This window comes from Allobosea sp. CRIB-10, from assembly GCF_900112185.1.
GTDB lineage: Bacteria > Pseudomonadota > Alphaproteobacteria > Rhizobiales > Beijerinckiaceae > Allobosea.
Window position 1 is genome coordinate 1 of record NZ_FOKP01000023.1, and the last position, 24,949, is coordinate 24,949.

At 67.0% G+C, this 24,949-nt stretch carries 23 protein-coding genes and 1 riboswitch; of the genes, 9 read left to right on the forward strand and 14 right to left on the reverse strand.

The annotated features are described in order from the left end of the window. Positions 1-98: 98 nt before the first annotated feature. From hpaR to BMZ69_RS23480, 12 genes are all read right to left on the reverse strand, one after another. Entirely contained in the window at positions 99-533 is a 435-nt protein-coding gene (hpaR, locus tag BMZ69_RS23425; protein WP_092161540.1) for a homoprotocatechuate degradation operon regulator HpaR, read from the reverse strand. Between the two features lie 67 nt (positions 534-600). Next, entirely contained in the window at positions 601-1,404 is an 804-nt protein-coding gene (gene hpaH, locus BMZ69_RS23430; RefSeq protein WP_092161366.1) for a 2-oxo-hept-4-ene-1,7-dioate hydratase, read from the reverse strand. Between the two features lie 4 nt (positions 1,405-1,408). Further along, entirely contained in the window at positions 1,409-2,287 is an 879-nt protein-coding gene (locus BMZ69_RS23435) for a fumarylacetoacetate hydrolase family protein (protein ID WP_092161368.1), read from the reverse strand. Positions 2,288-2,289: 2 nt separating this feature from the next. After that, positions 2,290-3,273, reverse strand: coding sequence for a 3,4-dihydroxyphenylacetate 2,3-dioxygenase (gene hpaD, locus BMZ69_RS23440; protein WP_092161370.1), 984 nt, complete (start codon positions 3,271-3,273; stop codon positions 2,290-2,292). Between the two features lie 69 nt (positions 3,274-3,342). Next, a complete protein-coding gene (hpaE, locus tag BMZ69_RS23445; protein ID WP_092161372.1) occupies positions 3,343-4,884 on the reverse strand; it encodes a 5-carboxymethyl-2-hydroxymuconate semialdehyde dehydrogenase in 1,542 nt (513 codons plus the stop codon). Positions 4,885-4,928: 44 nt separating this feature from the next. Beyond that, positions 4,929-5,312 (reverse strand): 5-carboxymethyl-2-hydroxymuconate Delta-isomerase, encoded by a 384-nt coding sequence (locus BMZ69_RS23450; protein WP_092161381.1) that lies wholly within the window; start codon positions 5,310-5,312, stop codon positions 4,929-4,931. Positions 5,313-5,506: 194 nt separating this feature from the next. Then, positions 5,507-6,949, reverse strand: a complete 1,443-nt coding sequence (locus BMZ69_RS23455; RefSeq protein ID WP_092161383.1) for an aldehyde dehydrogenase family protein — start codon at positions 6,947-6,949, stop codon at positions 5,507-5,509. A gap of 378 nt (positions 6,950-7,327) precedes the next feature. Next, on the reverse strand, positions 7,328-8,071 hold the full coding sequence (locus tag BMZ69_RS23460) for an ABC transporter ATP-binding protein (RefSeq protein ID WP_092161385.1): 744 nt from the start codon (positions 8,069-8,071) through the stop codon (positions 7,328-7,330). Continuing rightward, complete coding sequence (locus BMZ69_RS23465; protein WP_092161400.1) at positions 8,068-9,048, reverse strand: FecCD family ABC transporter permease; 981 nt, start codon at positions 9,046-9,048, stop codon at positions 8,068-8,070. Before BMZ69_RS23465 ends, BMZ69_RS23460 begins: the two co-directional genes overlap by 4 nt. Then, complete coding sequence (locus BMZ69_RS23470; protein WP_092161401.1) at positions 9,045-9,932, reverse strand: ABC transporter substrate-binding protein; 888 nt, start codon at positions 9,930-9,932, stop codon at positions 9,045-9,047. Before BMZ69_RS23470 ends, BMZ69_RS23465 begins: the two co-directional genes overlap by 4 nt. 7 nt (positions 9,933-9,939) lie before the next feature. Then, complete coding sequence (locus BMZ69_RS23475; RefSeq protein WP_092161402.1) at positions 9,940-12,105, reverse strand: TonB-dependent receptor; 2,166 nt, start codon at positions 12,103-12,105, stop codon at positions 9,940-9,942. Then, positions 12,102-12,860, reverse strand: a complete 759-nt coding sequence (locus tag BMZ69_RS23480; RefSeq protein WP_092161403.1) for a hypothetical protein — start codon at positions 12,858-12,860, stop codon at positions 12,102-12,104. Before BMZ69_RS23480 ends, BMZ69_RS23475 begins: the two co-directional genes overlap by 4 nt. A gap of 210 nt (positions 12,861-13,070) precedes the next feature. Beyond that, positions 13,071-13,273: riboswitch (cobalamin riboswitch) on the reverse strand. A 174-nt stretch (positions 13,274-13,447) separates the two neighbouring features. Here BMZ69_RS23480 and BMZ69_RS23485 point away from each other — a divergent pair. Continuing rightward, positions 13,448-13,774, forward strand: coding sequence for a hypothetical protein (locus tag BMZ69_RS23485; RefSeq protein ID WP_092161404.1), 327 nt, complete (start codon positions 13,448-13,450; stop codon positions 13,772-13,774). A gap of 6 nt (positions 13,775-13,780) precedes the next feature. On the opposite strand, the gene BMZ69_RS23490 is transcribed toward BMZ69_RS23485, so the two are convergent. Further along, positions 13,781-14,542, reverse strand: a complete 762-nt coding sequence (locus tag BMZ69_RS23490; protein WP_244543499.1) for an SDR family NAD(P)-dependent oxidoreductase — start codon at positions 14,540-14,542, stop codon at positions 13,781-13,783. A 144-nt stretch (positions 14,543-14,686) separates the two neighbouring features. On the opposite strand from BMZ69_RS23490, the gene BMZ69_RS23495 reads away from it, so the two are divergent. The 6 genes from BMZ69_RS23495 (at position 14,687) to BMZ69_RS23520 (ending at position 20,743) form a co-directional block, all read left to right on the forward strand. Further along, positions 14,687-15,946, forward strand: a complete 1,260-nt coding sequence (locus tag BMZ69_RS23495; protein WP_092161406.1) for an ABC transporter substrate-binding protein — start codon at positions 14,687-14,689, stop codon at positions 15,944-15,946. A 107-nt stretch (positions 15,947-16,053) separates the two neighbouring features. Then, positions 16,054-16,944 (forward strand): carbohydrate ABC transporter permease, encoded by an 891-nt coding sequence (locus BMZ69_RS23500; protein ID WP_092161407.1) that lies wholly within the window; start codon positions 16,054-16,056, stop codon positions 16,942-16,944. Continuing rightward, positions 16,937-17,797, forward strand: a complete 861-nt coding sequence (locus BMZ69_RS23505) for a carbohydrate ABC transporter permease (RefSeq protein ID WP_092161408.1) — start codon at positions 16,937-16,939, stop codon at positions 17,795-17,797. Before BMZ69_RS23500 ends, BMZ69_RS23505 begins: the two co-directional genes overlap by 8 nt. Positions 17,798-17,822: 25 nt before the next feature. Next, positions 17,823-18,920, forward strand: a complete 1,098-nt coding sequence (locus BMZ69_RS23510; protein WP_092161410.1) for a Gfo/Idh/MocA family protein — start codon at positions 17,823-17,825, stop codon at positions 18,918-18,920. A gap of 12 nt (positions 18,921-18,932) precedes the next feature. Then, positions 18,933-19,577 carry a ThuA domain-containing protein gene (locus BMZ69_RS23515; protein WP_092161541.1) on the forward strand — a complete coding sequence of 215 codons (645 nt, stop codon included), beginning with the start codon at positions 18,933-18,935 and terminating at the stop codon, positions 19,575-19,577. A gap of 125 nt (positions 19,578-19,702) precedes the next feature. Beyond that, a complete protein-coding gene (locus BMZ69_RS23520; RefSeq protein WP_244543500.1) occupies positions 19,703-20,743 on the forward strand; it encodes a LacI family DNA-binding transcriptional regulator in 1,041 nt (346 codons plus the stop codon). Between the two features lie 19 nt (positions 20,744-20,762). Here the strand turns inward: BMZ69_RS23520 and BMZ69_RS23525 are convergent, their stop codons facing one another. Continuing rightward, entirely contained in the window at positions 20,763-21,776 is a 1,014-nt protein-coding gene (locus BMZ69_RS23525) for a LacI family DNA-binding transcriptional regulator (RefSeq protein WP_280142128.1), read from the reverse strand. A gap of 193 nt (positions 21,777-21,969) precedes the next feature. Between BMZ69_RS23525 and BMZ69_RS23530 the strand changes: the two genes are divergently transcribed. Next, the gene (locus BMZ69_RS23530; RefSeq protein ID WP_092161414.1) at positions 21,970-23,883 is read left to right on the forward strand and encodes an ABC transporter substrate-binding protein; all 1,914 of its coding nucleotides are present in this window, start codon (positions 21,970-21,972) and stop codon (positions 23,881-23,883) included. Between the two features lie 75 nt (positions 23,884-23,958). Then, positions 23,959-24,945 carry an ABC transporter permease gene (locus BMZ69_RS23535; RefSeq protein ID WP_092161416.1) on the forward strand — a complete coding sequence of 329 codons (987 nt, stop codon included), beginning with the start codon at positions 23,959-23,961 and terminating at the stop codon, positions 24,943-24,945. Positions 24,946-24,949: the final 4 nt, after the last annotated feature.

Here is a 24,949-nt window from a genome sequence, read left to right on the forward strand (position 1 = left end):
ATTGCTCGTCATTCAACCAAAACAAGCGGCTCATGGAACTTACCTCTCCCATGACCTGCTTGAATCACAAACTGGCCGTTGAGTTTAGACCCTAGTTCTCACTCGTCGAGATCACCCGGCAGGCTCTCGGACGCATAGGCGTTCATCTCGGCTTCGAGCTCGCCCAGCATCGCCTGCAGGGCGGCCAGCCGCTCGACGCCGAAGCGGCGCGTGATCTCGGCATAGATCGCTTCCGACATCGGCGCGACCTGCTCCATCAATGCGATCCCCGTCGGCGAGATCGCGATCAGGGCCCGGCGCAGATCGCTCTCCTGGGCGCGCCGGACGATCAGGCCTCGCGCATCGAGATCGCGCAGGATGCGTGACAGGCTCGGCGCCAGCAGATGGGTCGAGCGCACGAGATCGTTGATCTCGGTCTCCTTGACCGAGGACAGCGCCCGCAGCACCCGCCATTGCTGCTCGGTCAGCTCGAAATGGCGCAGCGAGGCGCGGAAATGGCGCATGACCGCCTCGCGCGTACGCAGCAGCGACATCGGCAGCGAGCGCGAGAAATCGCGCAGGCGCACTTTCGTGGTCGCAACGGCCCTGTCGTCCGGCAGTTCAGCCAAAATGACACCCCACGGTCCCGAACGGCCCGAAATCGGCCTGGATGGTATCGCCCTTGCGCGCCTCGACCGGGCGCACGAACGAACCAGCCAGGACGATCTGGCCCGGTTCGAGCGCCAGCCCATGTGGCGCAAGATTGCGCACGAGCCAAGCGATACCATTGCCGGGGTGGTTGAGCACGCCGGCCGCCACGCCGGTTTCCTCGATCGCCGCGTTCTTGGTCAGGATCCCCGCAACCCAGCGCAGATCCGTCTCGTCGGGCCTGAACGGCCGTCCACCGACGACCAGCCCGGCATTGGCGGCGTTATCGGCGATGGTATCGGCGATCTTGCGGGTTTCGCCGCTCTGGCGGTCGACCCGCTCGATACGGGTGTCGAGGATCTCCAGCGCCGGAACCACATACTCGGTCGCCTTCAGCACGTCGAAGAGCGTGCAGTCCGGCCCCTGCAGCCGTGCCTTCATCACGAAGGCGAGCTCCATCTCGACCCGCGTTGCGATGAAGCGGTCCGTCGGGATCTCGCCGCCATCGCCGAACAGCATGTCATCGAGCAGATAGCCTGAATCTGGCGTGTCGATGTTCAAGGCGAGCTGCATCGCCTTGGAGGTCAGCCCGATCTTGTGGCCGATGACCCGCCGGCCAGCTGCGAGCTTCTGCGTGATCCAGCTGCGCTGGATTGCGTAGGCGTCGTCCAGGGTGATGCCCGGATGCTGCTGCGAGAGCTGGCGGATCTGGACGCGGGTGCGCTCGGCCTGATCGAGCGCGGTAGCGGCTGCCTGGATCTGGTCTGTCGTGAGCATGGGTTCAGGCCTCGTCGGCAATCGTGTTGGTGAGAGTGCCGATCCCCTCGGCGGTGACCTCGACGACATCGCCCGGAACGAGGAAGCGCGGTGGCTCGAAACGGGCGCCGGCCCCCGTCGGCGTTCCCGTGACGATCACATCGCCCGGCAGCAAGGTGGTGAAGGTCGAGATGTAGGCGATCAGATAGCGGAACGGGAAGATCATCCGGCTCGTCCGGTCGTCCTGGCGCAATTCGCCATTGACCGCGGTGGTCAGGCGGATATCGGCGATCTGCGCCTCGCCCGCGTAGGGCACCAGCCAGGGGCCGAGCGCTCCGGACGCGTCGAAGTTCTTGCCTTGCGTGACGTTGAACTTGGCGTGCCGCACCCAGTCGCGGACGGTGCCTTCGTTGCACAGCGTCAGCGCCGCGATGTGGTCGAGCGCCTGCGCCTCGGCAATGTGCCGCCCTGCCTTGCCGATGACGATCGCGATCTCGCCTTCATAGTCCAGCTGCTGCGAGGCCTTCGGCCGGATCAGCGGCTGGCCATGGCCGGTGAAGGATTGGGCGAAGCGGGGAAACAGGCTCGGAAAGGCCGGAGCAGCCTGGCCATCCTTGTACTCGGCGTTGCGATCCGGATAGTTCACGCCGACGCAGATGATCTTCCCGCCCTCGGCCATGACCGGCAGGAACGTGACGGACTCGAACGGGTGGTCGGGAGAGCGTCGCGCTCCCTCCTCGACCAGGTCGGCGAGTTTTCCCTGCTCGAGGGCATCCTTGAGATTGCGAAGGCCGGCCACCCGCCCGGTCAGATCGACGATCCCTCGATCCGACACCAGGCCGAACCCTCGCTTGCCCTCGACCGCGAACGCGGCAAGCCGGCCGCGCTGTAGCACGCTCGCCATGATCAGCTCGCGACCAAGACATTGGCGGTGAAAGCCGCCTCGCGATCGGCCAGATCGTGAAAGCGCGAGCCCTCCTCGAACCAGGATTTCGGCGCCGGAGCGCCCCACAAGGTCTGCCGGCGCGGATCGCGCAGCGACCAGCGGATCGGCTCATGATCCGGATCCATCGTCTGGTAGTCGCAGGTATAGAGTTCCAGCCTGTGGCCGTCGGGATCGCGGACATAGAGGAAGAAGGCATTGGAGATGCCGTGGCGGCCAGGCCCGCGCTCCATGTTCGCCAGATGGCCGGTGGTCGCCATCACGTCGCAGAGATGGATGATGTCGAGCGCGGTCGGCGTCCAGTAGCAGAAATGATGCAGGCGCGGCCCCCGGCCATTGGTGAAGGCGATGTCGTGGACATTGCCCTTGCGATGCATCCAGCCGGCGGCGATGCGGCCGTTCGGGCCATCCTCCTCGGCATATTCGGTCAGGCGGAAGCCGAGGCCGGCATAGAAATCGAGCGAGGCCTGGACGTCGGGCGCGAAGATGTTGACGTGATCGAAGCGCTGCGGCCTGACCCCGCGATAATGCTCGTATTTCTGCAGCAGGATTTCGCGGCGCTCCATCGAGGCCACGAATTCGAGCGGCAGGCCTTCGGGATCGCTCACCTGCAGCGTGCGTCCCTGATAGGGCTGCTCGACGAAATCTGCCGGCAGGCCCAGCTCGCGGAAATGCTGCGCCGCCTTGTCGAGATCGTCCTGCGTGCCGACGCGGAAGCCGAGCCGGCGGCAGGACGGTCCGTCGGCCCGTCGCAGCACCAGCGAATGATGCTGCCGCTCCTCGACGGCGCGCAAATAGACCGCGTCGCGATCGGCATCCTCGACATGAAGGCCGATCGTGTCCTCGTAGAAGGCGCGGCTGCGGCCAAGATCGGTCACGTCGAGGACGACATGGCTGGAGCGCACGATGTTGAACGGCGGCGTAAAGATATGCGTCGGGGCGGGCATGGCTGATCTCCTTGGGCGGACGGGTCGCTTGAGCGACGTTCTTGTCTTGGATGGTCTGATCTCGGCGGATCAGGTGCCCAGCCGAGGCACCTGGTGAAGTCCCTTGGCGAGGCAGATATTCTTGGTTTCCATGTAGAAATCGAAGGAATACTCGCCGCCGTCGCGCCCGATGCCGGAGGCCTTCATGCCGCCGAACGGTGTCGGCAGATGGCGGACGTTCTCGGAGTTCAGCCAGATCATCCCGGCGTCGAGCTGATCGGCGACGCGCAGCGCCCGGCCCATGTCGCCGGTCCAGACATAGCCGGTCAGGCCGTAGTCGATGTCGTTCGCGATGGCGACGGCGGCCGCCTCGTCCGCGAACGGGATCACCGTGAGATAGGGGCCGAAGACCTCTTCCTGCGCCACCCGCATCCGAGGATGCGCGCCCGCCACCAGGGTCGGCTCGACATAGAAGCCGCCGCCCGGCCCGTCATGGGCCCTGCCGCCCGCCTTCACCACCGCGCCCTCGGCGCGCGCAATGTCGAAATAGGTGCAGACCTTCGCGTAGTGGCGCTCATGGATCAGTGGACCGATCTCGGTCCGCGGGTCGAGCGGATGGCCGATCTTCAGCCGCCGCACCCGCGCCGCGAGCGCCTCGATGAAGGCATCCGCGATGTCCTCCTGCACCAGCAGGCGGCTCGACGAGGTGCAGCGCTCGCCGTTGAGCGAGTAGATCATGAAGATCACCGCATCGAGCGCCCGCTCCAGATCGGCGTCGGCGAAGACGATCACCGGATTCTTGCCGCCGAGCTCGAAATGCACGCGCTTCAGCGTCGCCGCGCCCTGCGCCATGATCGCCGAGCCTGTGGAGCTTTCGCCGACGAAGCCGATCGCCTTGATCGCGGGATGCTCGGTCAGCGCCTTGCCCGCCTCCTCGCCGAAGCCGTGCACCGTGTTGAGCACGCCCTCGGGCACGCCCGCCTCGGCGAGGAGGCGCGGCAGCAGGTCGGCCGTGAGCGGCGACCATTCCGCCGGCTTGTGGACGACGGTGCAGCCCGCGGCCAGCGCCGGCGCGATCTTCCAGGTCGAGAGCATGAACGGCGTGTTCCAGGGCGTGATCACGCCGACCGGCCCGATCGGAACACGCGTCGTGACGTTCCAGTGGTCTTTCGTCGGCAGGTTGAGGCCGTCGCGGGCCTCTACGGCCTTGTCGGCGAAGAAGCGGAAATTCTCGGCCGCGCGCAGCGCCGCCTTGGCCATGAACTTGTAGGGCTGGCCGGCATCGACGCATTCGAGCACCGCGATGTCGTCCTGATGCGCCTCGATCGCGTCGGCGACCTTGTGCAGCACGGCACGGCGCTTCTCGGGCTCGAGATCGCGCCAGGACCGGAAAGCCTTGGCCGCGGCCTGGGCCGCCTGATCGATCTCGCCGGCGCCGCCGCGCGCCACCTCCGCCAGAACCGACTTGTCGATCGGCGAGATCGTCTGGAAACGCGCGCCCGAGGCCGACTCGACCCGGCGGCCGGCAATGTGATGGCCGACCCCATCGCGCTGAAGTCTTGCGGTCAGGGTCGCCGCTCGTCGCCGATGCTGGTCGAACAGGGCAGCCGGATCAGCGGATGACGTCGCCATGGCACATATCCTTCAAGGGAACCGCAGAGTTCTGGACGAACTGTTCAGGCGCGATCGAGCGCATCGTGGACGGTGTTGCGTTTCCAGCTCAGCCCCTGGAGCTCCTCGAGCTGGAACGAGAGAGCGACCGTGGTCGCCGCAAAGGCAGGATCGAGCGCCTTCGACAGGGCTGCGAAGATATAGTCGCCGGCCCGCTGCCGGACGGCCTCGTCGCGCCCTTTCCCGATCCGAAGCGTCACGTCGACGAAGCCGTGCTCGGGAGCGCCATCCGCCATGGCGACATGAGTGCAGCGATGCGCCCGCGCCCGGATGCCGCCGAGCGGGAAGACGCCGGTCTCCGCCGCAGCGGCTCGTAGTGCCTCGACGACCGTCTGGAAATCGACGTGGGAATCGAGATTGGCCGAGTACTCGACGATGAGATGGGGCATGCGGGGGGCGCCTCCGAGCGGGCCTTCTCCAAAACACTTAACGTGTTAATTGATAGAAGGCAAGCGGCCGGACCACATGCGAAGCGCTCAGGCGAAATGTGCCCGCGCGAGGCCTCGCCCGTCTATCCAGGGCGATGTAGATCGTCGGCTTGCGCACCCGCTCTGTCGAGCGGATGCGCGCCGATGGAATGCCGTCAGCCCTGCGAGCCCCAGCCGGAGATCGCCTTGGGTTCGAGGAATTCCTCGATGCCCCAGACACCGCCCTCGCGCGCCCGGCCCGACGCCTTGACGCCGCCGAAGGGCGCGCCCGGACCGCGCGGATTTCCGTTCATCTCGACCATGCCGGAGCGCAGCCGCGAGGCGACGCGGTTGCGCTTCTCGCCGTCATTGGACTGGACATAGTTGGTCAGCCCGTAGGGCGTATCGTTGGCGATCTCGATCGCCTGCTCCTCGTTGTCGAAGGGGATGATCGACAGGACGGGCCCGAAGATCTCCTCGCGCGCGATCGTCATGCCGTTGTTCACGTCGGCGAACACGGTCGGGCGGACGAAATAGCCCTGGTTCTGTCCGTTCGGTCGTCCGACACCACCGGTAACGAGTCGCGCGCCCTCGTCGATGCCCTTCTGGATCAGATCCTGGACCTTGCGGAACTGGGTTTCCGACGCCAGCGGGCCGATATGCTTGCCGGGCTTGTGCGCGGTATCGACCACGACCTGCTCGGCGACCGCCTTCGCCTCTTCGACGGCGCGATCGTAGATCGTGCGCTCGACCAGCATGCGGGTCGGCGCATTGCAGCTCTGCCCGGTATTGTTGAAGCAGTGCAGCACGCCGCGCTTCACGGCCGCCGGATCGGCGTCCGCGAAGACGATGTTGGCGCCCTTGCCGCCGAGCTCCAGCACGACGCGTTTCAGGCTCTCGGCCGCCACCTTCGAGATCGCGATGCCAGCGCGGGTCGAGCCGGTGAAGCTGATCATCTCGATGTCGGGATGCGAGGACAGGCGGGTGCCGACGCCGGCGCCGTCACCGTTGACCAGGTTGAACACGCCCTTCGGGAAGCCTGCCTCGTCGACATATTCGGCGAACAGCATCGAGGAGAGTGGCGCGATCTCGGACGGCTTGAGCACCATGGTGCAGCCGGCCAGCAGGGCCGGCACGACCTTCAGCGTCACCTGGTTCATCGGCCAGTTCCAGGGCGTGATCAGCCCGACCACGCCGATCGCATCCATCTGGATCCGGTCGTTGGGAGCATGCGGGCCGAGCGGGCGCAGGAACTGGAAATCCTTGAAAGCCGTGATGAAGTTGGTGATGTGATAGGCGCCGGCGCCGACCTGATTGGTCAGCGCCATGTCGATCGGGGCGCCCATCTCCAGGCTGATCGCCTTGGCCATGTCAGGCGCGCGGCGCTTGTAGATCTCGAGCAGCCGTTCCACCAGCCGCAGCCGCTCGGCCGGCTCGGTGCGCGACCAGCTCCCGAAGGCGCGCTTGGCGGCGGCGACGGCGCGATCGGCATCGGCATCGTCGCCGAGCGAGATCACGGCGCAGGCCTGCTCGGTCGACGGATCGATGACCGCGAGCTCACGGCCGGCCAATGGGGCGACCCAGGCACCATCGATGTAGAACTGCTTCTTCTCGAGCATGGCAAACTCTCCGGGATTGCGCTGGCTACAGGACCTCGGATCAAGAGGCCCAATTCATGAGGTCGACGGGAAGGGGGTCCGCTGCTTGAAGCTCTGTCTCATCAGATCAGCGCATTCCTTGGACATGGCCGCGTGCGCGGCCCCGGCACCCATGCCGTCTGCCGGCCTCAGCCCGTCCAGGTCGCGCTTGGATAGATCCAGCATCCCTTGCGTGGTCGAGTCCGGCATCACGCTGGCAAGCTTATCGCCGTCGCTCGGAGTTTTGCACCTGCGATTGTCGAATGGGCGACTGTTGTGCAGGCAGGTCCCGCCGCACGTCGGGCAGTGGGTGGTCTCGCGGGCCAGCGACGAGGTGCCGGCGCCCCGCCGCCGCCCGGGTCATGCGCTCAGCCCGATCACCCAGTCGCGATCGCGCTCGAGCGCCTGCCGCTGCAGCCGGATGTTGAAGACGCGCTCGAGCTCCGGGTCGGAGATCACGGCCTCCGCGGCCGCATCGGCGACCACGCGCCCGGCATCGAGCAGCACGATACGATCACAGAAGCGGGCCGCCAGATCGAGGTCGTGCATGATCACCACGACGACAGCCGTTTCAGCCAAGGCACGCAGCCGGTGCGCCAGATCGAGCCTGTGGCGGATGTCCAGGCTGGCGCCAGGCTCGTCGGCGAGGATGATGCCCGGGCGCGGAGCGACGGTGGCGGCGAGCATGGTGCGCGCCCTCTCGCCGCCTGACAGCGCGTTCCAGCGGCGCGCGGCGAGGTCGCTCAGGCCATGCTCGGCAAGGAGCTCGGCTGTGGGCCGGGGCGCAGTCGAGCGGCTCGCACCCAGCGTCACGACCTCCTCGATCGAATAGTTCCAGGCCGGTTCGAGCTGTTGCGGGAGATAGCCGCCCGCCGCCCCACGCTCTGCAGCCGACCAATCGGCCAGATCCCGCCCCTGCCAGAGCACGTGTCCGGCATCCGCACGGTGATAGCCGGCGAGCACGCGCAGCAACGTCGACTTGCCGGCGCCGTTCGGGCCGACGAGGCCGGTCAGCGTGCCCTTGGCGAAGGCGAGCGAGATATCGTCGAGCAGGCGCTTGCCGCCGGCCTCGACGCGGATCGAACGGCATTCGACCCCGCTCATACCCGGAGCCTCCGCGCCAGCAGCAGCAGGAAGAACGGCCCGCCGAACAGCGCCGTGATCAGCCCGAGCGGAACCTCCGCGGGTGGCAGGACGGCGCGGGCGATACCGTCGCAGGCGCAGACGATCGCGGCTCCGATCAGGGCGCTCGCGGGAAGCATCCCGGCATGGCGCGGCCCCGTCCACCAGCGCGCCAGATGCGGCGCGATCAGGCCGACGAAGGCGACGAGCCCGCCATAGGCGACGGCGGCGGCGACGATGCCGGCGCCGACCAGCACCGCGATCCGGACGAAGCGGGCGGGGTCGAGCCCGAAGGCGAAGGCCTGCTCCTCGCCGAGCCCGAGCAGGTCGAGCCCGCGCGCCAGCCGCAGGGACAGAGCAAGCGCCGCGACGACAAGGCCGGACAGCAGCGCGAGCCCGGCCATGTCCGGCGTCTGGATGCCGCCCAGCGTCCAGCTCAGCACGACCTGGAGGTTCACCGTGTCGTCGGAGAGGGCCAACATCAGGAAGGAGCGCAGGGCACCCAGCATCGCGGCGATCGCAACACCCGCAAGCAGCAGGCCAGCGGTATCGGGCCGCCCGTGCAGGCCGGCGATGGCGAGCACCAGCCAGGTCGCGCTCCAGGCGCCGAGAAAGGACAGGCCGGCGAGCGCCGGCCCCGCCGGCAGTCCGAGCGGCACCAGCAGCGCGATCGTCGCCCCGATCGCCGCCCCGCCGGACGAGCCGAGCAGATAGGGTTCGGCCAGCGGATTGCGGAACACGCCCTGGAAGATCGCGCCGCCCAGGCCCAGCAGGGCGCCGACGAGGGCCGCCGCCAGAACGCGCGGCAGACGCCAGACCATCAACAGCTGGCTTTGCAGCGAGGTATCGCCCGATAAGGCCGAAAAAAGCCTGCCGGGGCTGGCCCAGTCGTGCCCCGCCATGGCACCGAAGGCGAGCGCCGACGACAGGGCAAGAAGAAGGGGCAGTGCGCGCTTCATGGCTGCGGCGTCCGCCGCAGCAGCGCTGCGAGCTTCTCGATGCCGTCGACGGTGCGTGGGCCCGGGATGAGGAACTCGGCACGAGCGACCAGATGGGCATTGCCGCTGCGGACGGCGCGCAGCAACTGCCAGCCGGGCTGGGCGATCAGCGCCGCGAGCTCGTCCTTGCGGCCGGCGAAGAGCAGGATGTCGGGATCGGCCGCGATCACAGCCTCGGGCGAGACCTGCGCGACGATGGTGCGCTCCAGCGCATGGCGCCCGCCGGCCTTGACCATGGCGTCGCCGGTATAGCTGTCGGCGCGTGCGACCAGCACCAGCCCGTTGCCGAGCCGGCCGGTGATCATGACCATGCGCGGGCGATTGGCTGGAGCGGCGGCCTCTACTGCTTGGAGCCGCGCTTCGAGCGCCGTCGCCACCGCGTCACCGCGCGCGGGCTCTCCGGTCGCCTGCCCGACCAGCCGCAGATTGGCCATCACCTCGGCGACGCTGCGGCTGAGCAGCACGATCACGGGGATGCCAAGCCGGGTCATCGGCTCGATCAAGAGATGCATCGCCTGGCGCGAGGGCGTCACGATCAGCAGCTCGGGCCGTTGCGCGACGATGGCGTCGACCGAGAAGCCGAGTCGCCCGCCGACCTGCGGCCGATCCAGAACCTCCGGCGGATAGCGCGTATAGGCCTCGATGCCGACGACCCGCTCCGACAGCCCGAGCGCCGCGACGAGCTCGGTGTTCGAGGCGAAGATCGGCACGATGCGCTGCGGCGGCCGCGCGATCTCCACCGTCCGCCCGACAGCGTCGGTCAGCCGGACAGGTTCGGCCGCGGCGACGCGCCAGGGCGATGCCAGCAGCGTCAGAGCCAGGCTGAGCAGGCGCAGACGCTTCATCAGCCCGTCAGAACTTCGCCTGCAGGCCGGCCTGGACCTCGAGCCCCGGCATCGACGTACCGTAGCCGCCATTGGCGAAGCGGGAGTCGAGCTTGTACGGCTTCTTGTCGATGCCGATGAAGATCGGGTGCTCGTTCTTGTTGAACAGGTTGTTGACCAGCGCGAACAACTTCACGCCCTTGTTGATCTCGACTTCGCCACGCACGTTCCAGACCCAGAACGGGTTCTTGCGGTGGATCCAGTCGCGATTGGGCTCCGCGAAGGGGATCAGGAGGTTCTCCTCGGTGTTGTACCACATCGGCCCGTAGAGCACGCCTGAGACCTGCACCGACCACGGATAGCGCACGCCGCCCTGGCCGAAGCGTGTGCCGATCGCCGCCTGGTACTGATACATGCGCTCGGGCTTGCGGCTGTTGGCCGTCGCCGCCACGCCCTTGTCCTCCATGTCGAAGTTCCAGGCGCCATTCCCGAACACCGACCAGCGCCACGGCGTGTCATTGTAACCGGCGAGCGTCAGGATGTCGCCATCGAGCTGCAGCTCGACGCCCCGCACGACGATGTCAGCGGAATTGTTGGCGTAGTCGGAGGTGTTGGCCACGCCTGTGCGGGCGCGGGTGATGATGCGGTCGGAGATCACGTTCTGGAAGATCGCGAAATCCGCGCGCCAGCCCTCACCGGCATAGGCGGCGCCGGCCTCGACCTGCTCGCTGGTTTCCGGCTTCAGCGAGGGATTGCCGAAGATGCGCCCGCCGCCAAGCGTGTTGAAGTCCGCGGCGAGCTCGCTCGCCGTGGGCGCGCGGAAACCCGTGGCATAGCCGACGCGGAAGGTCAGACGGTCGGTCGCCTTGAAGGTCGCGCCAGTCGAGTAGGTCGTGGCCTGATAGTCGACCTCGCGCGGGCGTTGGCCGGCGAGATTCGGCGTATACTCGAAGCTGGTGGTGCCGAAAGTGCGGCGCACGCCGGCGCGCAGTGTGAGACGATCGTCGAAGAGCTTCTGGGAATCCTCGACATAGAGCGCGTTGACCGTCTCGGACTGGTTGTTGTCCTGCGGCGAGACTTGCGCCAGCGGATTGCCGGGAACGCCGATGCGGTCGCGGGTCGAGCGCAGCGTGCTGCGCTCCCAGTCCCAGCCGACGAGCAGGTCGTTGCCGGCCCAGAGCGTCATGCTCGGCTGAAAGCGCGTGCCGACGATGTTCAGCTCACGTCGGTTATAATCGGCCGCAGTACCGAGTGCCGGCAGGCCGCTGCCGCCGCGGATGACCGGTGAGGCCCAGCGGAAATTATCCACGTCCTGCACCGCATAGCCCTGCAGCATCCAGCGATACTGGCCGCCGGGGAGCTGACCGCGATAGGTCACGTCGAAGGAGTTGTTGTAGCGGTCTTCCTGGCTGAGCGTGTTGGCGCCGGAGCCACGGAAGCCGACATCGTAGATCCCGTCGGTCCGCAAGGTGGCCTCGACGCGATGATCGGGATTGATCTGGAGCCCGAGTGCGCCGGCCGCGCCGAAGCGCTTCCAGCCGGTATTGGCCATGGTCGTACCGCCGCGCCCGGAATGGTAGTCGTCGCGGGTGCCGCCGGAGATGCCGGCGTAGTAGTCGATGCTGTCATAGAGCCCGCCGGTCTGGGCCTTGCCCTGCAGCAGCCCCCAGGAACCGCCGGCGCCCTCGATCATCGTGCCCGGCGCGGTGCGGCCGGTCTTCAGGATGATGTTGATGACGCCGCCGATGTTCTGGCTGCCATAGACCACCGAGGACGGGCCGCGGATGATCTCGATGCGCTCGACATCGGCCGTCGACAGCTTCGACAGGTTGGCCGTGCCGGCGCGCCGGCCGTTCATCAGCACCAGCACCTGGCTGCGGAAATCCTTGCCTTGGCCATCAGTGGCGCCGCCGCGGATGTTGATCGAGGTCTGCCCGGGCGTCCACTGGCTAAAAAAGCCGACAGCGTTCTCGGCGAGCAGGTCGGTGAGCGACTGCGCATGCGTGCGCTCGATCTGCGAGGCGTCGATGACCTGGACGGTGCCCGGAATGCTGCTGCGTGGCTCCGGACGCCCGGTTGCCGTTACGACGAGCTCATCGAGCTTGATCTCGGTCTGAGCGAAGGCAGGCGCGGCGAGAAGCGTCGAAGCCAGGGCGGTGGCTGCGAGCAGGGAACGGCGGATGACAGCGGTCATGACAGGGTCCAGACGAGGATGGCCGAGCGGCGATGGCAGGAGAGACGCAGGCCGCCATCGGTCGGCACCGCCTGTTTGCTGAGATGGTCGAGCAATTCGCGCCGGCGCGGATCGCCCGGCGCCCAGCCGAGCCGGTCGGCCTGAAAGCTGGCGAAGGCCGGCAGATCGGGCAGCACGAGCGAGAAGGTCCAGTCGATCGCATCCATCCGGCCGGGCAGATCGCGCCCGAGCCTGGGCAGGACGAGGTCGATGCCGGGTGTCTCGTCCTCGCCATGCCATTCGCGCGGCAGGCAGGCGGCGAGGATCAACCCTTTCGGGGCCTTCTGCGCCGGCACGGCCCAGATGACCTGGCGCCGCGCCCATTGCCGGCAGCGCGCCAGGAAGGCGAGCGGATCAAGAAAATAGCCGGGCATGGTCGCCGCCAGCACCGTGTCGGCAGGCTCGCAGACGACGCGCTCGTCATCCCAGCCCAAGGGAATGACCAGCGGTCGCTCCGGCCTGAGCGCGAGGCGCGCCTGCATCACCGGCGAGGGCTCGATCGTCGTCCAGCGGCTGGCCGAGCCGAGCAGGGCTGCGCCGAGCTGGCCACCCCCGGCCCCGATATCGACGAGGTCTCCGATCTCCGAGCTCAGGCTGCGGATGAGCGGCGCCACGCGCGCCACATAATCGGAACTGTCGATCGCGCTGGCATAGAGCGCGAGGGGATCGAGCGAGCTGGAATTCGGCTCGGCGGGGCAGGAAAGAGCAGCGGTCATGCCGAGCCTATGAAAGAAATGTTATATCATTGCAAGACACGCTATCGCTGATAGACGGCGCCAGCCCTGCGCGGCGGCAGCCCTGTTCTGGATGCATGGCCATCGTCGTCAGCCCCTCGCTGTGCGGAACAGGGCTGCTTGGGAGCGCGGCAGTCGTGGCGGCGGGAGCGGCCAGATCTGCCAGCGATCCGCCGGACACCCCGCCCGCGCGACATCAATACGCGTCGGGGCAGGTCTCCTGGCTCACGGATCAGCGCCTCCGACCGTCTTCCCAGCGCGCCAGCGCCAGTGACGTTGTGGTCGAAAACTCACCGCTTACAGTTGCGGGGGCAGCTCCGGATTGGGCGCGAACGCCGCACCGGATTCCCTCTTAGCTTCGGATCGCTCCGAAGACCTCGACGGGCGTCAACCTATATGGCGGGATTGTGGCGTCAAGCGGCGAGGCATCGGCCCTCGAACGGGCTGTGGACGGCGGCCGCTGCGCCGTTTGGACAGCGGCGAGGCTTGCCCCTTAAAGTGAACGACACCTGCAACCGCATCAGGCTCCCAGCCGCCGTGCACCCGCGCGATAACGCTGCAGGAACGGAATGGCGGAACCCCGCCTCGGTGGGATCGGCGACGAGTTGGATCGAAGTCACCATCATCTGCGGGGCGCGGCCGGCGAGGCCGAGGCGCGCGCCCGGGCGATCGCCGTCGAGCAGGGCATCGAGATGCCGGCCGAGGCGATCGACCCCTTCGTCCTCGGCGACATCGTCGGCCGCGTCGTCGCTGCCGACCGCGCAGGAGATGGCGGCCCTGCGAGCTTTGCCGGAGATCGCCGCCCTCCTCAACGGCTAGATGCAGCCGGCACAATCCAGCGCCGGCACGGCGACACGCGTCCTCCGCCCTCACCCATGTCGTCGCCGGCGATGTGACCACGATCACACCCAGCCGCCGTCGACGACATAATGCTGGTTGGTGCAGGCGCCCGCTTCTTCCGAAGCGAAGAACAGCGTCGCGCGCGCAATGTCCTCCGGCACCAGCCGGCGCTTCAGGCACTGGCGCCGCATCAGCTCGGCCTCGCTCTCCGGCGTCAGCCACAGGTCGATCTGGCGCTGCGTCATGATCCAGCCCGGCGCGATCGCGTTGACGCGGATATTGTGCTCGCCGAAATCGCGCGCCAGCGAGCGCGTCAGCCCGAGCACGGCCGATTTCGCCGCCGTATAGGCCGGCATGCCGCCCTGGCCGATCATCCAGGAGGTCGAGCCGAAATTGACGATCGCGCCACCCTTCCGCGCGATCATGTCGGGCAGCACCGCCTGCGCCGCAAAGAACTGGTGCTTCAGGTTCACCGCCATGCGCTGGTCCCAGTATTCCGGGGTGACCTGGAGAGCATCATGGCGCTCGTCATGGGCGGCGTTGTTGATGAGGATGTCGACCGGGCCGAGCGCGTCGCGGATCGCGGCGATCGCCCAGCGCAGCGCGGCGATATCGGTCAGATCGGCGTGCTCGAAATGCACGTTTCCCCCGCCTGCTGAGAGTTCCGCTGCAATCGCGAGGGACTCGGCCTGCCTCAGATCGATGAAGCCGACCTTCGCACCCTGCCGGACGAAGGCACGCACGATCGCCTCGCCGATGCCCGAGCCGCCGCCCGTGACCAGCACCACCTTGCCCGCGAGATCGGGATAAATCGCACCCGCCAAAACCGCCTCCCTCGTCAGCGCCGCGCATGGGCCGCAGCGTCCGAACACGATTAGCATCAGAATTTGAGTTGCGCACCTCAAATTCTGAGGTTAGCGTTCCCACCCATCAACGGCCCGCCAGCGGCCGAACCCCGGGAGGAACTCATGGCTCGTTTCAAAGGCCTGCTCGTCGGCATCGCCGCCTTCGCGTTCAGCGCGGGCTCGGCCCTCGCCCAGACCACGGTCAAATGGCTGCACATCGAGGCCAATCCCGTCGTGGTGAAGCTCTGGGAAGAGGTGGCGCGCGATTTCGAGGCGAAGAACCCCGGCGTGAAGGTCGAGATGCAATATCTCGAAAACGAGGCCTACAAGGCCAAGGCGCCGACGCTGCTGCAGTCCAGGGACCGGCCGCACATCATCTACAGCTGGGCTGGCGGCGTGCTGAAGTCACAGGTCGAGGCCGGCGTCCTCGAAGACATCGCACCGGCCATGCAGGGCTACAAGGACAACCTGTCTCAGAGCGCGGTCGACGCCTTCACGATCGACGGCAAGATCTACGGCGTGCCCTATGGCGTCTCGCAGGTCGGCTTCATGGCCAACAAGGACCTGCTGGCCAAGGCCGGCGTCGATGCCGGCAAGATCGCGAGCTATGACGATTTCCTCGACGCGGTGAGGAAGCTCAAGGCCGCCGGCGTCACGCCGCTCGCGGTCGGCGGCGCCGACAAATGGCCGGTCCACTTCTACTGGACGCATCTGGCCGTGCGCCTCGGCGGCAAGGCGGCGATGCAGGCGGCGCTGAAGGGGCAGGACGGCGGCTTCGAAGGCGAAACCTTCCAGAAATCGGGCGAGCTCTTCAAGCAGCTCGTCGATCTCCAGCCTTTCCAGAACGGTTTCCTCGGCTTCAAGAGCCAGCAGGCCATCGGCCATTTCGGCGATGGCAAGGCGGCGATGCTCCTCGCCATCTCCAGCTTCTACCACACCCAGAAGGTCTTCGCCGTCGACAAGACCGGCGTCCCCGACGACAAGCTCGCCTGGATCAACTTCCCGACCGTTCCCGGCGGCAAGGGACAGCCGAGCGACACGCTGGGCGGCATCAATGGCTGGCTCGTCACCAAGGGCGCGCCGAAGGAGGCGGTCGCCTTCCTGAAGCACTTCGTCAGCGCCGAGCCGCAGAAGCGCCTCGCCGCCGGCAACTTCATCGTGCCGGTCTACAAGGGCGCCGAAGCCGGTCTCGGGAGCGCCTTCATGCGCAATATCGCCCAGAACATCGCCAACTCGACCTATCACCAGAACTTCTACGACCAGGATCTCGGCCCCTCCGTCGGCCGCGTCGTCAACGACGCGACCACCGAGATCGCCGCCGGCACGATGACGCCGAAACAGGCGGCCAAGGCGATCCAGGACGCCTTCCGCCAGGGCAACTGACGACCAGCCGGTCGGGGGACATCGCTCGTCCCCCATCGATCGAAGCGCCAGGCGGCGGGCCATCCCGCCGGCCGACCTCCCCTGCCCGCCCACATCGCGAGGTGATCATGGCAGCGCTCGCCGGACGCAGAGTCGCCGATGTCGGCAAGCTCTCGACCATCCTGCTGTTCCTGCCGCCGGCGCTGCTGCTGTTCACGCTGTTCGTGGTGCTGCCGGTCGGCGAGGCCGCCTGGTATTCGGGCTTCAACTGGAACGGCTTCGGCAAGCCTACCAACTGGATCGGCCTCGACAACTACCGCTTCGTCTTCGACAACCGCGCCTTCGGCACCGCCTTCAAGAACAACCTCTTGATCATCGCGGTCTCGCTGGTGATCCAGCTGCCGCTGGCGCTCTCGCTCGCGATCATCCTCGCCGACCGCTTCCGCGGCTCGGTGGCGCTGCGAATGGTGTTCTTTCTGCCCTATATCCTGGCGGAGATCGCGACCGGCCTGATCTTCAGCTTCGTCTATGACGGCGACTACGGCTTGCTGGCGGCGATCTACAAGGGCTTCGGGGCAGAAGCGCCGCATCTGCTGGCCAGTCCGCAGACGGCCTTCGCCGCCATCCTCGTCGTGGTCGTGTGGAAGTATTTCGGCTTCCACATGATGCTGTTCATCGCAGCATTGCAGACCATCGACCGCTCCATGCTGGAGGCGGCGCGGACCGACGGCGCCAGCCGCTGGCAGAGCCTGCGCTATGTCGTCATACCCGCCTTGGCGCCGACCATCCGCCTCTCGGTCTTCTTCGCCATCGTCGGCTCGCTGCAGCTCTTCGACCTGGTGATGCCGCTGACCCGCGGCGGCCCCTCGGACTCCTCCCACACCATGGTGAGCTTTCTCTACACCTTCGGGATCACCCGCATGCGCGTCGGCTTCGGCAGCGCCGTCGGCGTGATCCTGTTCCTGATCTGCGTGGTGTTCGCCTTCACCTACAAGCGCTGGATCATGCGCGATGAGTGAGCCCGCCTCCTCCGCCCCCTTCAGCGATGACGGTTTCAGCCCGGCAGCCGTCGGCAAGGCGCTCTATCTTGCCGCCATCGTCCTGTTCGTGATGACACCGCTGGTCGCTACCGTTCTCGGCGGCTTCAAGTCGCTCGGCGAATTGCGCACCAACCCGTTCGGCCTGCCGAGCGTCTGGGAATGGAGCAATTACGCCGACATCCTGCTCTCGCGGCGCTATTGGCAGCTGCTCGGCAATTCCTTCGTCATCGCCACGCTGACCGTGGTGCTGACGCTGATCTGCGCCTCGATGGCGGCCTTCGTCTTCGCCCATCTGCACTTCTTCGGCCGCGACATGCTGCTGAACTACCTGACGATGGGCCTGCTCTTCCCGGCCGCCACCGCGATCCTGCCGATGTTCATCAAGGTGCGCGATCTCGGCTTGCTCGACAGCCATATGGGCGTCGTCCTGCCCCAGGTCGCCTTCGCGCTGGCGATGAGCATCCTGCTGCTGCGGCGCTTCTTCAAGGACCTGCCGACCGAGCTGCTGGAGGCCGCCCTCGTCGACGGCTGCTCCTATCCCAAATTCTTCCGCTACGTGACGCTGCCGCTGTCACGGCCGATCCTGGCGACGGTCGGCACCATCACCTTCGTGCACAGCTGGAATTCATACCTGATCCCGCTGGTCATGCTGAATAGCGACAGCCTCTATCCCTGGCCGCTCGGCATCATGGTCTACCAGGGCGAATACTCGACCGAGTGGCACCTGATCCTCGCCTTCATCACCCTCACCATCCTGCCCACCATCATCCTCTTCCTCTTCGCCCAGAAGCACATCGTCGCCGGCCTGACCGCCGGCGCGGTGAAGGGCTGAGCACCGGGATATCAAGGAGCGTTCCATGCGAAAGATCGGCGTCGGCATCATCGGATGCGGCAATATCTCGACGAAATACATGACGGCGATGCAGCAGTTCTCGACCATCGAACTGCGCGCCGTCGCCGATATGCGCACCGCCCCGGCCGAGGCGCGCGGCGCCGAATTCGGCGTGCCGGCGATGCGGGTCGACCAGCTCCTGAAGCGCGACGATGTCGAGATCGTCGTCAACCTGACGGTGCCGCTGGCCCATACCGATGTCAGCCTCGCGGCGCTGCGGGCCGGCAAGCACGTCCATTCCGAGAAGCCGCTCGGCGTCAACGTCGCCGAGGCCCGCAAGGTGATGGATCTCGCTGAGGAGAAGGGCCTGCGCGTCGGCTCGGCCCCCGACACCTTCCTTGGCGGCGGCCACCAGACCGCCCGCAAGCTGATCGACGACGGCGCGATCGGCAAGGCCGTCGGCGGCAACGCCTTCTTCGGCTGCCCCGGCCATGAGCGCTGGCACCCGGCGCCCGGCTTCTACTATCTGCGCGGCGGCGGGCCGATGCTCGACATGGGCCCCTATTACATCACCGACCTCGTCAACCTGCTCGGGCCGATCGCCTCCGTCGTCGGCTTCGCGACGCGGCCGAAGGCCGAGCGCCTCGTCACCAGCCAGCCGATGAACGGCACGCTGATCCCCGTCGAGGTCGCGACCCATGTCACCGGCGTGCTCGAATTCGTCTCGGGTGCCGTGGTCTCGATCACCATGAGCTTTGACGTTCCCAAGCACCGCCACAGCCCGATCGAGATCTACGGCTCGGAAGGGAGCCTCGCCGTGCCCGATCCCAACCGCTTCGGCGGCGAGGTGCTGGTCGCCAAGGCCGGCGGCGACTGGCAGGAACAGGCCCTCAGCCATGGCAACAGCGAGGGTGAGTTCCGCTCGATCGGCGTCGCCGACATGGCGGCGGGCCTGATCTCCGGCCGGCCGCACCGGGCCAGCGGCGCGCTGGCGCTGCACGTGCTCGAAGCCATGGAAGCCTTCCAGACCGCCTCCGACGAGGGGCGGCGCGTCACGCTTGCAACCACGGTCGAGCGGCCGGCGATGCTGCCGCCCGGCCTGCCCACCGGCACTCTGGATTGAATGGGGATCGACATGACAAGGACTGCGCTGATCGTCTGGGGCGGCTGGAGCGGCCATGACCCCGACCTCTGCAGCTCGATGATCCGGGGCTGGCTGAAGGCTGAAGGATTCGACGTCCGCGTCGAGACCGCGACCTCGGTCTTCCTCGATCCCGAGATCCGCGACTACTCGCTGATCGTGCCGATCTACACCATGTCGAAGATCGAGAAGCCGGAGGCGGCGGCCCTGTGCGAGGCGGTCGCCGGCGGCGTCGGGCTCGCCGGCCATCATGGCGGCATGGGCGACGCCTTCCGCGACGCGGTCGACTATCAGTTCATGTGCGGCGGCCAGTGGGTCGCCCATCCCGGCGGGATCATCGACTACACCGTCGACATTACCCGCCCCGACGACCCACTGATGCAGGGCATCGCCAGCTTCGAGCACCGCTCGGAGCAGTATTACATGCATGTCGACCCGGCCAATGAGGTGCTGGCGACGACGACCTTCAGCGGCGAGCACGCGCCCTGGATCGAGGGGGTGGTGATGCCGGTGGTCTGGCGCAAGCGCTATGGCAAGGGGCGGGTGTTCTACTCCTCGCTCGGCCACCGCGCCTATGAGCTCGACGTGCCGGAGATCCGCACGATCATGACGCGCGGCCTGCTCTGGGCGGCGCGCTGATGTCTGGGGCGCCAAGCCGGCCGAACGGCTGGACTTGAGGCCCCCGCAAATGCCAAGGCGTGCGCTGCGGGTGAGGCTGGACCGATCCTTCGGCGCAGATGCGAGGAGAGTTCGTGGAGGACGCGGTGGATCGGAACCGGTTCCCGGTCAGGAGGGCGACGCTGGAAGACGTAGCGCGCGAGGCCGGGGTCTCGCTCGCCACGGCCGACCGGGTCGTGAACCAGCGCGACGGTGTCCGCGCCAAGACCGTCGAGAGCGTCAGGCGCGCCATCGCCAAGCTCGACTACCGGGCCAACCCGGCGGCGGCGCGGCTGGCGCGCGGCCAGTCCTTCCGCTTCGCCTTCATCCTGCCCTCCAGCACCAACGCCTTCATGGCCGGGCTGATGCAGCAGGTGCGCCGGATCAGCGACTGGCTCGAGCCGCAGAACGCCTTCGTCGACATCCTGCAACTCGACGTCTTCGATCCCGAGGCGCTGGCGAGCGGGCTTGCCGGCCTCGCCGATCATTTTCACGGCGTCGCCACGGTGGCGCTCGACCATCCCAAGGTCCGCGCCGCCATCGACGACCTCGTGGCGCGCGGCATTGCCGTGGTCACGCTGGTCTCGGACGCCCCGACTTCCCGCCGCGCCCATTATGTCGGCATCGACAATCCGGCGGCGGGGCGCACCAGCGCCTCGCTGATGGGCCGCTTCCTCGGCGGCCGCAGCGGCAAGGTCGGCGTCATCCTCGGCTCGATGTCGCTGCGCGACCATGTCGAGCGGCTCTACGGCTTCCAGCAGGTGCTCTCCGGCGAGTATCCAGGGCTCAAACTACTGCCGGTGCTGGAGGGGCGCGACCGGAGCGAACGCAACGAAGCGGCGGTGGCCGGGCTCCTCGCGGATCATCCCGACCTGATCGGGCTCTACAATATCGGCGCCGGCAATGAGGGCATCGTCGCGGCGCTGGAGGCCGCCGGCCGGCCGCTCGTCTTCATCGCGCATGAACTGACCGAGGCGACGCGGCGCGGCCTTTTGTCGGGCACCGTCGCGGCCGTGATCAATCAGGACCCTGGCCACGAGGCGCGCTCGGCGGCGCGCCTGCTGATGGCGGAGGCCGCCGGCGAGCCGATCCTGCTCGACCAGGAGCGCATCCGCATCGAGATCTTCCTGCGCGACAATATGAATTGAGCTGCCTGGAGGACGAAGGTCACAAGGCCGGCGTCGTCGCCCGCCAGATCGGATCCGGCTCGATGACGATGCCTTGCTGGGCGTTGCGGCCGGCGATGCGGTCGAGCAGCATCCGCATCGCCATCTCGCCGAGGTCCTGCTTGGCGATCCTGAGCGTCGTCAGCGCCGGCGAGACCAGGTCGGAGGCCGGGATATCGTCACAGCCGACCAGGGCCATGTCCTCCGGCACCTTGATGCCGGCCTGTTCGAGCGGCTTCATCAGGCCGAGGGCGATCAGGTCGTTGTAGCAGATCATGGCATCGACCTGAGCAACCTCAGGCAGCAGCCTTGCGGCGATCTCGGCGCCGCCCTGGAGGTCCGGCGTGCAGGGCAGATCGAAGACAAGGGAGAGGCCGTGGCGCGCCAGCGCCGCCTCGATCCCTTCCCTCCGCTTGCGCCCGCCTTGCGAGGCCGCCGGCCCGGCGGCGAAGCCGAAGCGCCTGCGGCCCAGGGCGATCAACTGCGTCACCACGGCCTCGACGCCGGCGCGGTAATCGACCTCGATCGTGCCGGCATGGCGCTTGGCGGCGGCACGGTTGATCAGCACCACTGCCCGGTGCGGCGCGATCGCGCGCAATAGCCGCTCTTCATCGAGGCGGGCGCTGCAGATGATCAGGCCGTCGACGCGCTTGTCGAGCAGCATGCCGAGCACCTCCTCCTCGCGCTCGGGGTCCTCGACCACATTGCAGGACAGCAGCGTGTAGCCCGCCGGCCGCGCCGCGAGCTCGGCGCCGCGGATGATCTCGGGGAAGAACGGATTGACGATGTCCGGTACGACGATGCCGACCGTATTGGAGCGGTCGTTCTTCAGGCTCTTGGCGAAGGCGTTGGGGCGATAGCTCAGCGCTTGCACCGCCTCCAGCACCCGCCGGCGCGTCTCCTCGCCGGCGCCGCCGCGGCCGTTCAGCACGCGCGAGACCGTCATCGGCGAGACGCCGGCCGCTTGCGCGACATCGGTGATGGTGGGCGACCGCAGGGCCGGCTTCATGTCCATGTCGCCTTATCTCACGATAACGATATCGTTTTCCAGAGGCTTATTTCGAGCATATAACTGCCGAATGTGGGATAATTCTCGTCAGAACAGTGCTCTAGAATGAGCTCCTGCGAGGCTTGACGCCTGGATTGAGATAACGATAACGTAGCTTTCATAGCGCCCGCCATGAGCAGAAGGCGCAGTGGAGGAAACGATGGCAGCTTTCCCTGGGCGCGCCCTGCGTGGCGCTGCACTGTCCCTGCTTCTTGCCCTCTCCGGCACGGCTTTCGCCGCCGAGTACAAGGAAGCGCCGGGGCTCTCCGAACTGGTCAAGGGCGGCAAGCTGCCGCCGGTTGCACAGCGCCTGCCCGAGGCGCCATTGGTGCTCAGCCCGGTCGAGAAGGCCGGGAAGTACGGCGGCACCTGGCGCCAGGCCCTCATGGGTGGCAGCGACTCGCTGATCGAGCGCTCGGTCGGTTATACCCGCCTCGTCCGCTGGAACCGGGCCTGGACCGCGGTCGAGCCCGACGTCGCGCAGAAGGTCGACGTCAAGCCTGACGGGACCGAATACGTCTTCCATCTGCGCAAGGGCACGCGCTGGTCGGACGGCGCGCCCTTCACCGCCGACGACCTGGTGTTCTGGTACCAGGACGTGCTGATGAACAAGGAGCTGACTCCGTCCGTGCCGCGCTGGCTACGCAGCGGCAACGACCCGGTCATCGTCGAGAAGATCGACGACGTCACCGTGAAATTCCGCTTCACCGGCCCGAACGGCATGCTCTTGGAGAACATGGCGACGACCTTCGGCTCGGATATCCTCGCCGCAGCGCCGGCGCATTACCTCAAGCAGTTCCACAAGAAGTACAATCCCGATGGCATCGACAAGCTCGTCGCCGAGGCCAAGGCGGCGAACTGGTCGGCCCTCTTCCTCAACAAGATCAGTTTCCCCGGCCGCTGGCGCGCGACGGGGCGGCCGGTGCTCGATCCCTGGCAGCTGACCGTGCCCTATGGCGGCACCACGCAGGTCGTGCTCGAACGCAACCCCTACTATTTCAAGGTCGATCCGGAGGGGCGCCAGCTCCCCTATATCGACCGTGTCACCTTCGACATCATGGGCGACCAGCAGGCGATCGTGCTGAAAGCGATCAATGGCGAGCTCGACATGCAGAACCAGCGCCTCAACGGGCTGGAGACGCGGATCGTGCTGGCGCAGAACCGCGAGCGCAGCGGCTATCGCCTGTTCAAGGCCCAGCCGGCCTGGTCGAATGCGATGTGCATCTCGCTCAACCAGACCAGCAAGAACCCGGTGCTGCGCGAGGTCTTCCGCAATCGTGATTTTCGCGTCGCGCTCTCGCTCGCCATCAACCGCGACGAGCTCAACGAGCTGATCTATGCCGGCCAGTCCCAGCCCTATCAGGCGGCGCCGCGCCCGGGCACCGCGCTCTATGACGCCGAGATGGCGACGCAATACACCAAGTTTGATCCGAAGAGCGCCAACGAGCTGCTCGACAAGGCCGGTTTTGCCAAGCGCGACGGCCAGAAATTCCGGCTCGGCCCGGACGGCAAGCGCATCTCCTTCGCCGTCGATGCCGCGACCTCGCGCCGCTACCAGATCGACGCGCTCGAGCTGATCAAGAAGTACTGGGCCGCGGTCGGCATCGAGATGCAGGTCAAGACGATCGAGGAATCCTTCGCCTTCGCCCGCATGCTCGCCAATGAGCACGACGCCATGGTCTGGATCGGTGGCGGCGGCTACGACTTCCTCGGCGTCCTCGATCCGAAATGGTACTTCCCCTACGAGAACCAGGCGGCCTTCGCCTCGGCCTGGGGCATCTATTTCCAGAACCCGAACGATCCCAATGCCGAGGAGCCGCCGGAGGCGGCCAAGCGGCAGCAGGCGCTCTATGTCGAGATGCAGAAGACTCCCGGAACGGCCGGCCAGTTCGAGGTGATGAAGAAGATCCTCGCCATCACCCGCGAGCAGTTCTACGTGATTGGCACCAACATGGACGCCGACAATTACGGCGTCGTGAAGAACAACATGCGCAACGTGCCCGAGCTGATGCCGGACACCTTCTTCTACATGACGCCGGGCCCGACCAATCCGGAGCAGTATTTCTACGAATAGCTGCGGTCATTGAACCGGGACCCGCGGCCATTAGCCCCGGGCTCCCCGCCCCGCCCGACGCATCGGAGGCCTGTGATGCTCCGCTACATGCTGAGACGGCTCGTCTATACGCTCGGAACGCTGGCGGCGGTGTCGGTCGTCGCCTTCCTGGTGATCCAATTGCCGCCGGGCGACTTCCTGACCTCGTTCAGCGCCAAATTCGCCGAGCAGGGCGGCTCGCTCGACAACGACTCGCTGACCGCGCTGAAGCTGCGCTACGGGCTCGATCAGCCCTGGTATGTGCAATACTGGCTCTGGATCTCCGGCATCCTGTTCCGCGGCGATTTCGGCGAATCCTTCGAGTGGAACAAGCCGGTCTCCGAGCTGATGTGGGACCGCTTCGGCCTCACCGTCCTGCTCTCCGGCATCACCCTCGTCGTCACCTGGCTCGTTGCCCTGCCGATCGGCATCTACAGCGCGGTCCGGCGCTATTCTTGGCTCGACTATGTCGTGACCTTCCTCGGCTTCCTCGGCCTGGCCATACCGAGCTTCCTGCTGGCCTTGGCGCTGATGTACGTGTTCTCGCGCTATTTCGGCATGAATGTCAGCGGCCTGTTCTCGCCTGACTACGTCAACGCGCCCTGGAGCCTCGCCAAGGTCGGCGACCTCGCCATGCATCTGTGGCTGCCGGTCTTCGTGCTGGCGACGCATGGCACGGCGGCGCTGATCCGCGTCATGCGCGCCAACCTGATCGACGAGCTCTACAAGCCCTATGTCCAGACCGCCCGCGCCAATGGGCTCGGCGAGGCGGAGCTGCTGTTCAAATATCCGGTCAGGGTCGCACTCAATCCCTTCATCTCGACCATCGGCTGGGTGCTGCCGAACCTCGTCTCCGGCGCGATCGTGACCTCAGTGGTGATGAGCCTGCCGACCGCCGGGCCACTGCTGCTCTCGGCCCTGCTGGCGCAGGACATGTACCTCGCCGGCAGCTTCATCCTGATGCTGAGCGTGCTCACCGTGATCGGCACGCTGATCTCCGACCTCCTGCTCGCGTGGCTCGATCCGCGCGTGCGCTACGCCTGAGGCC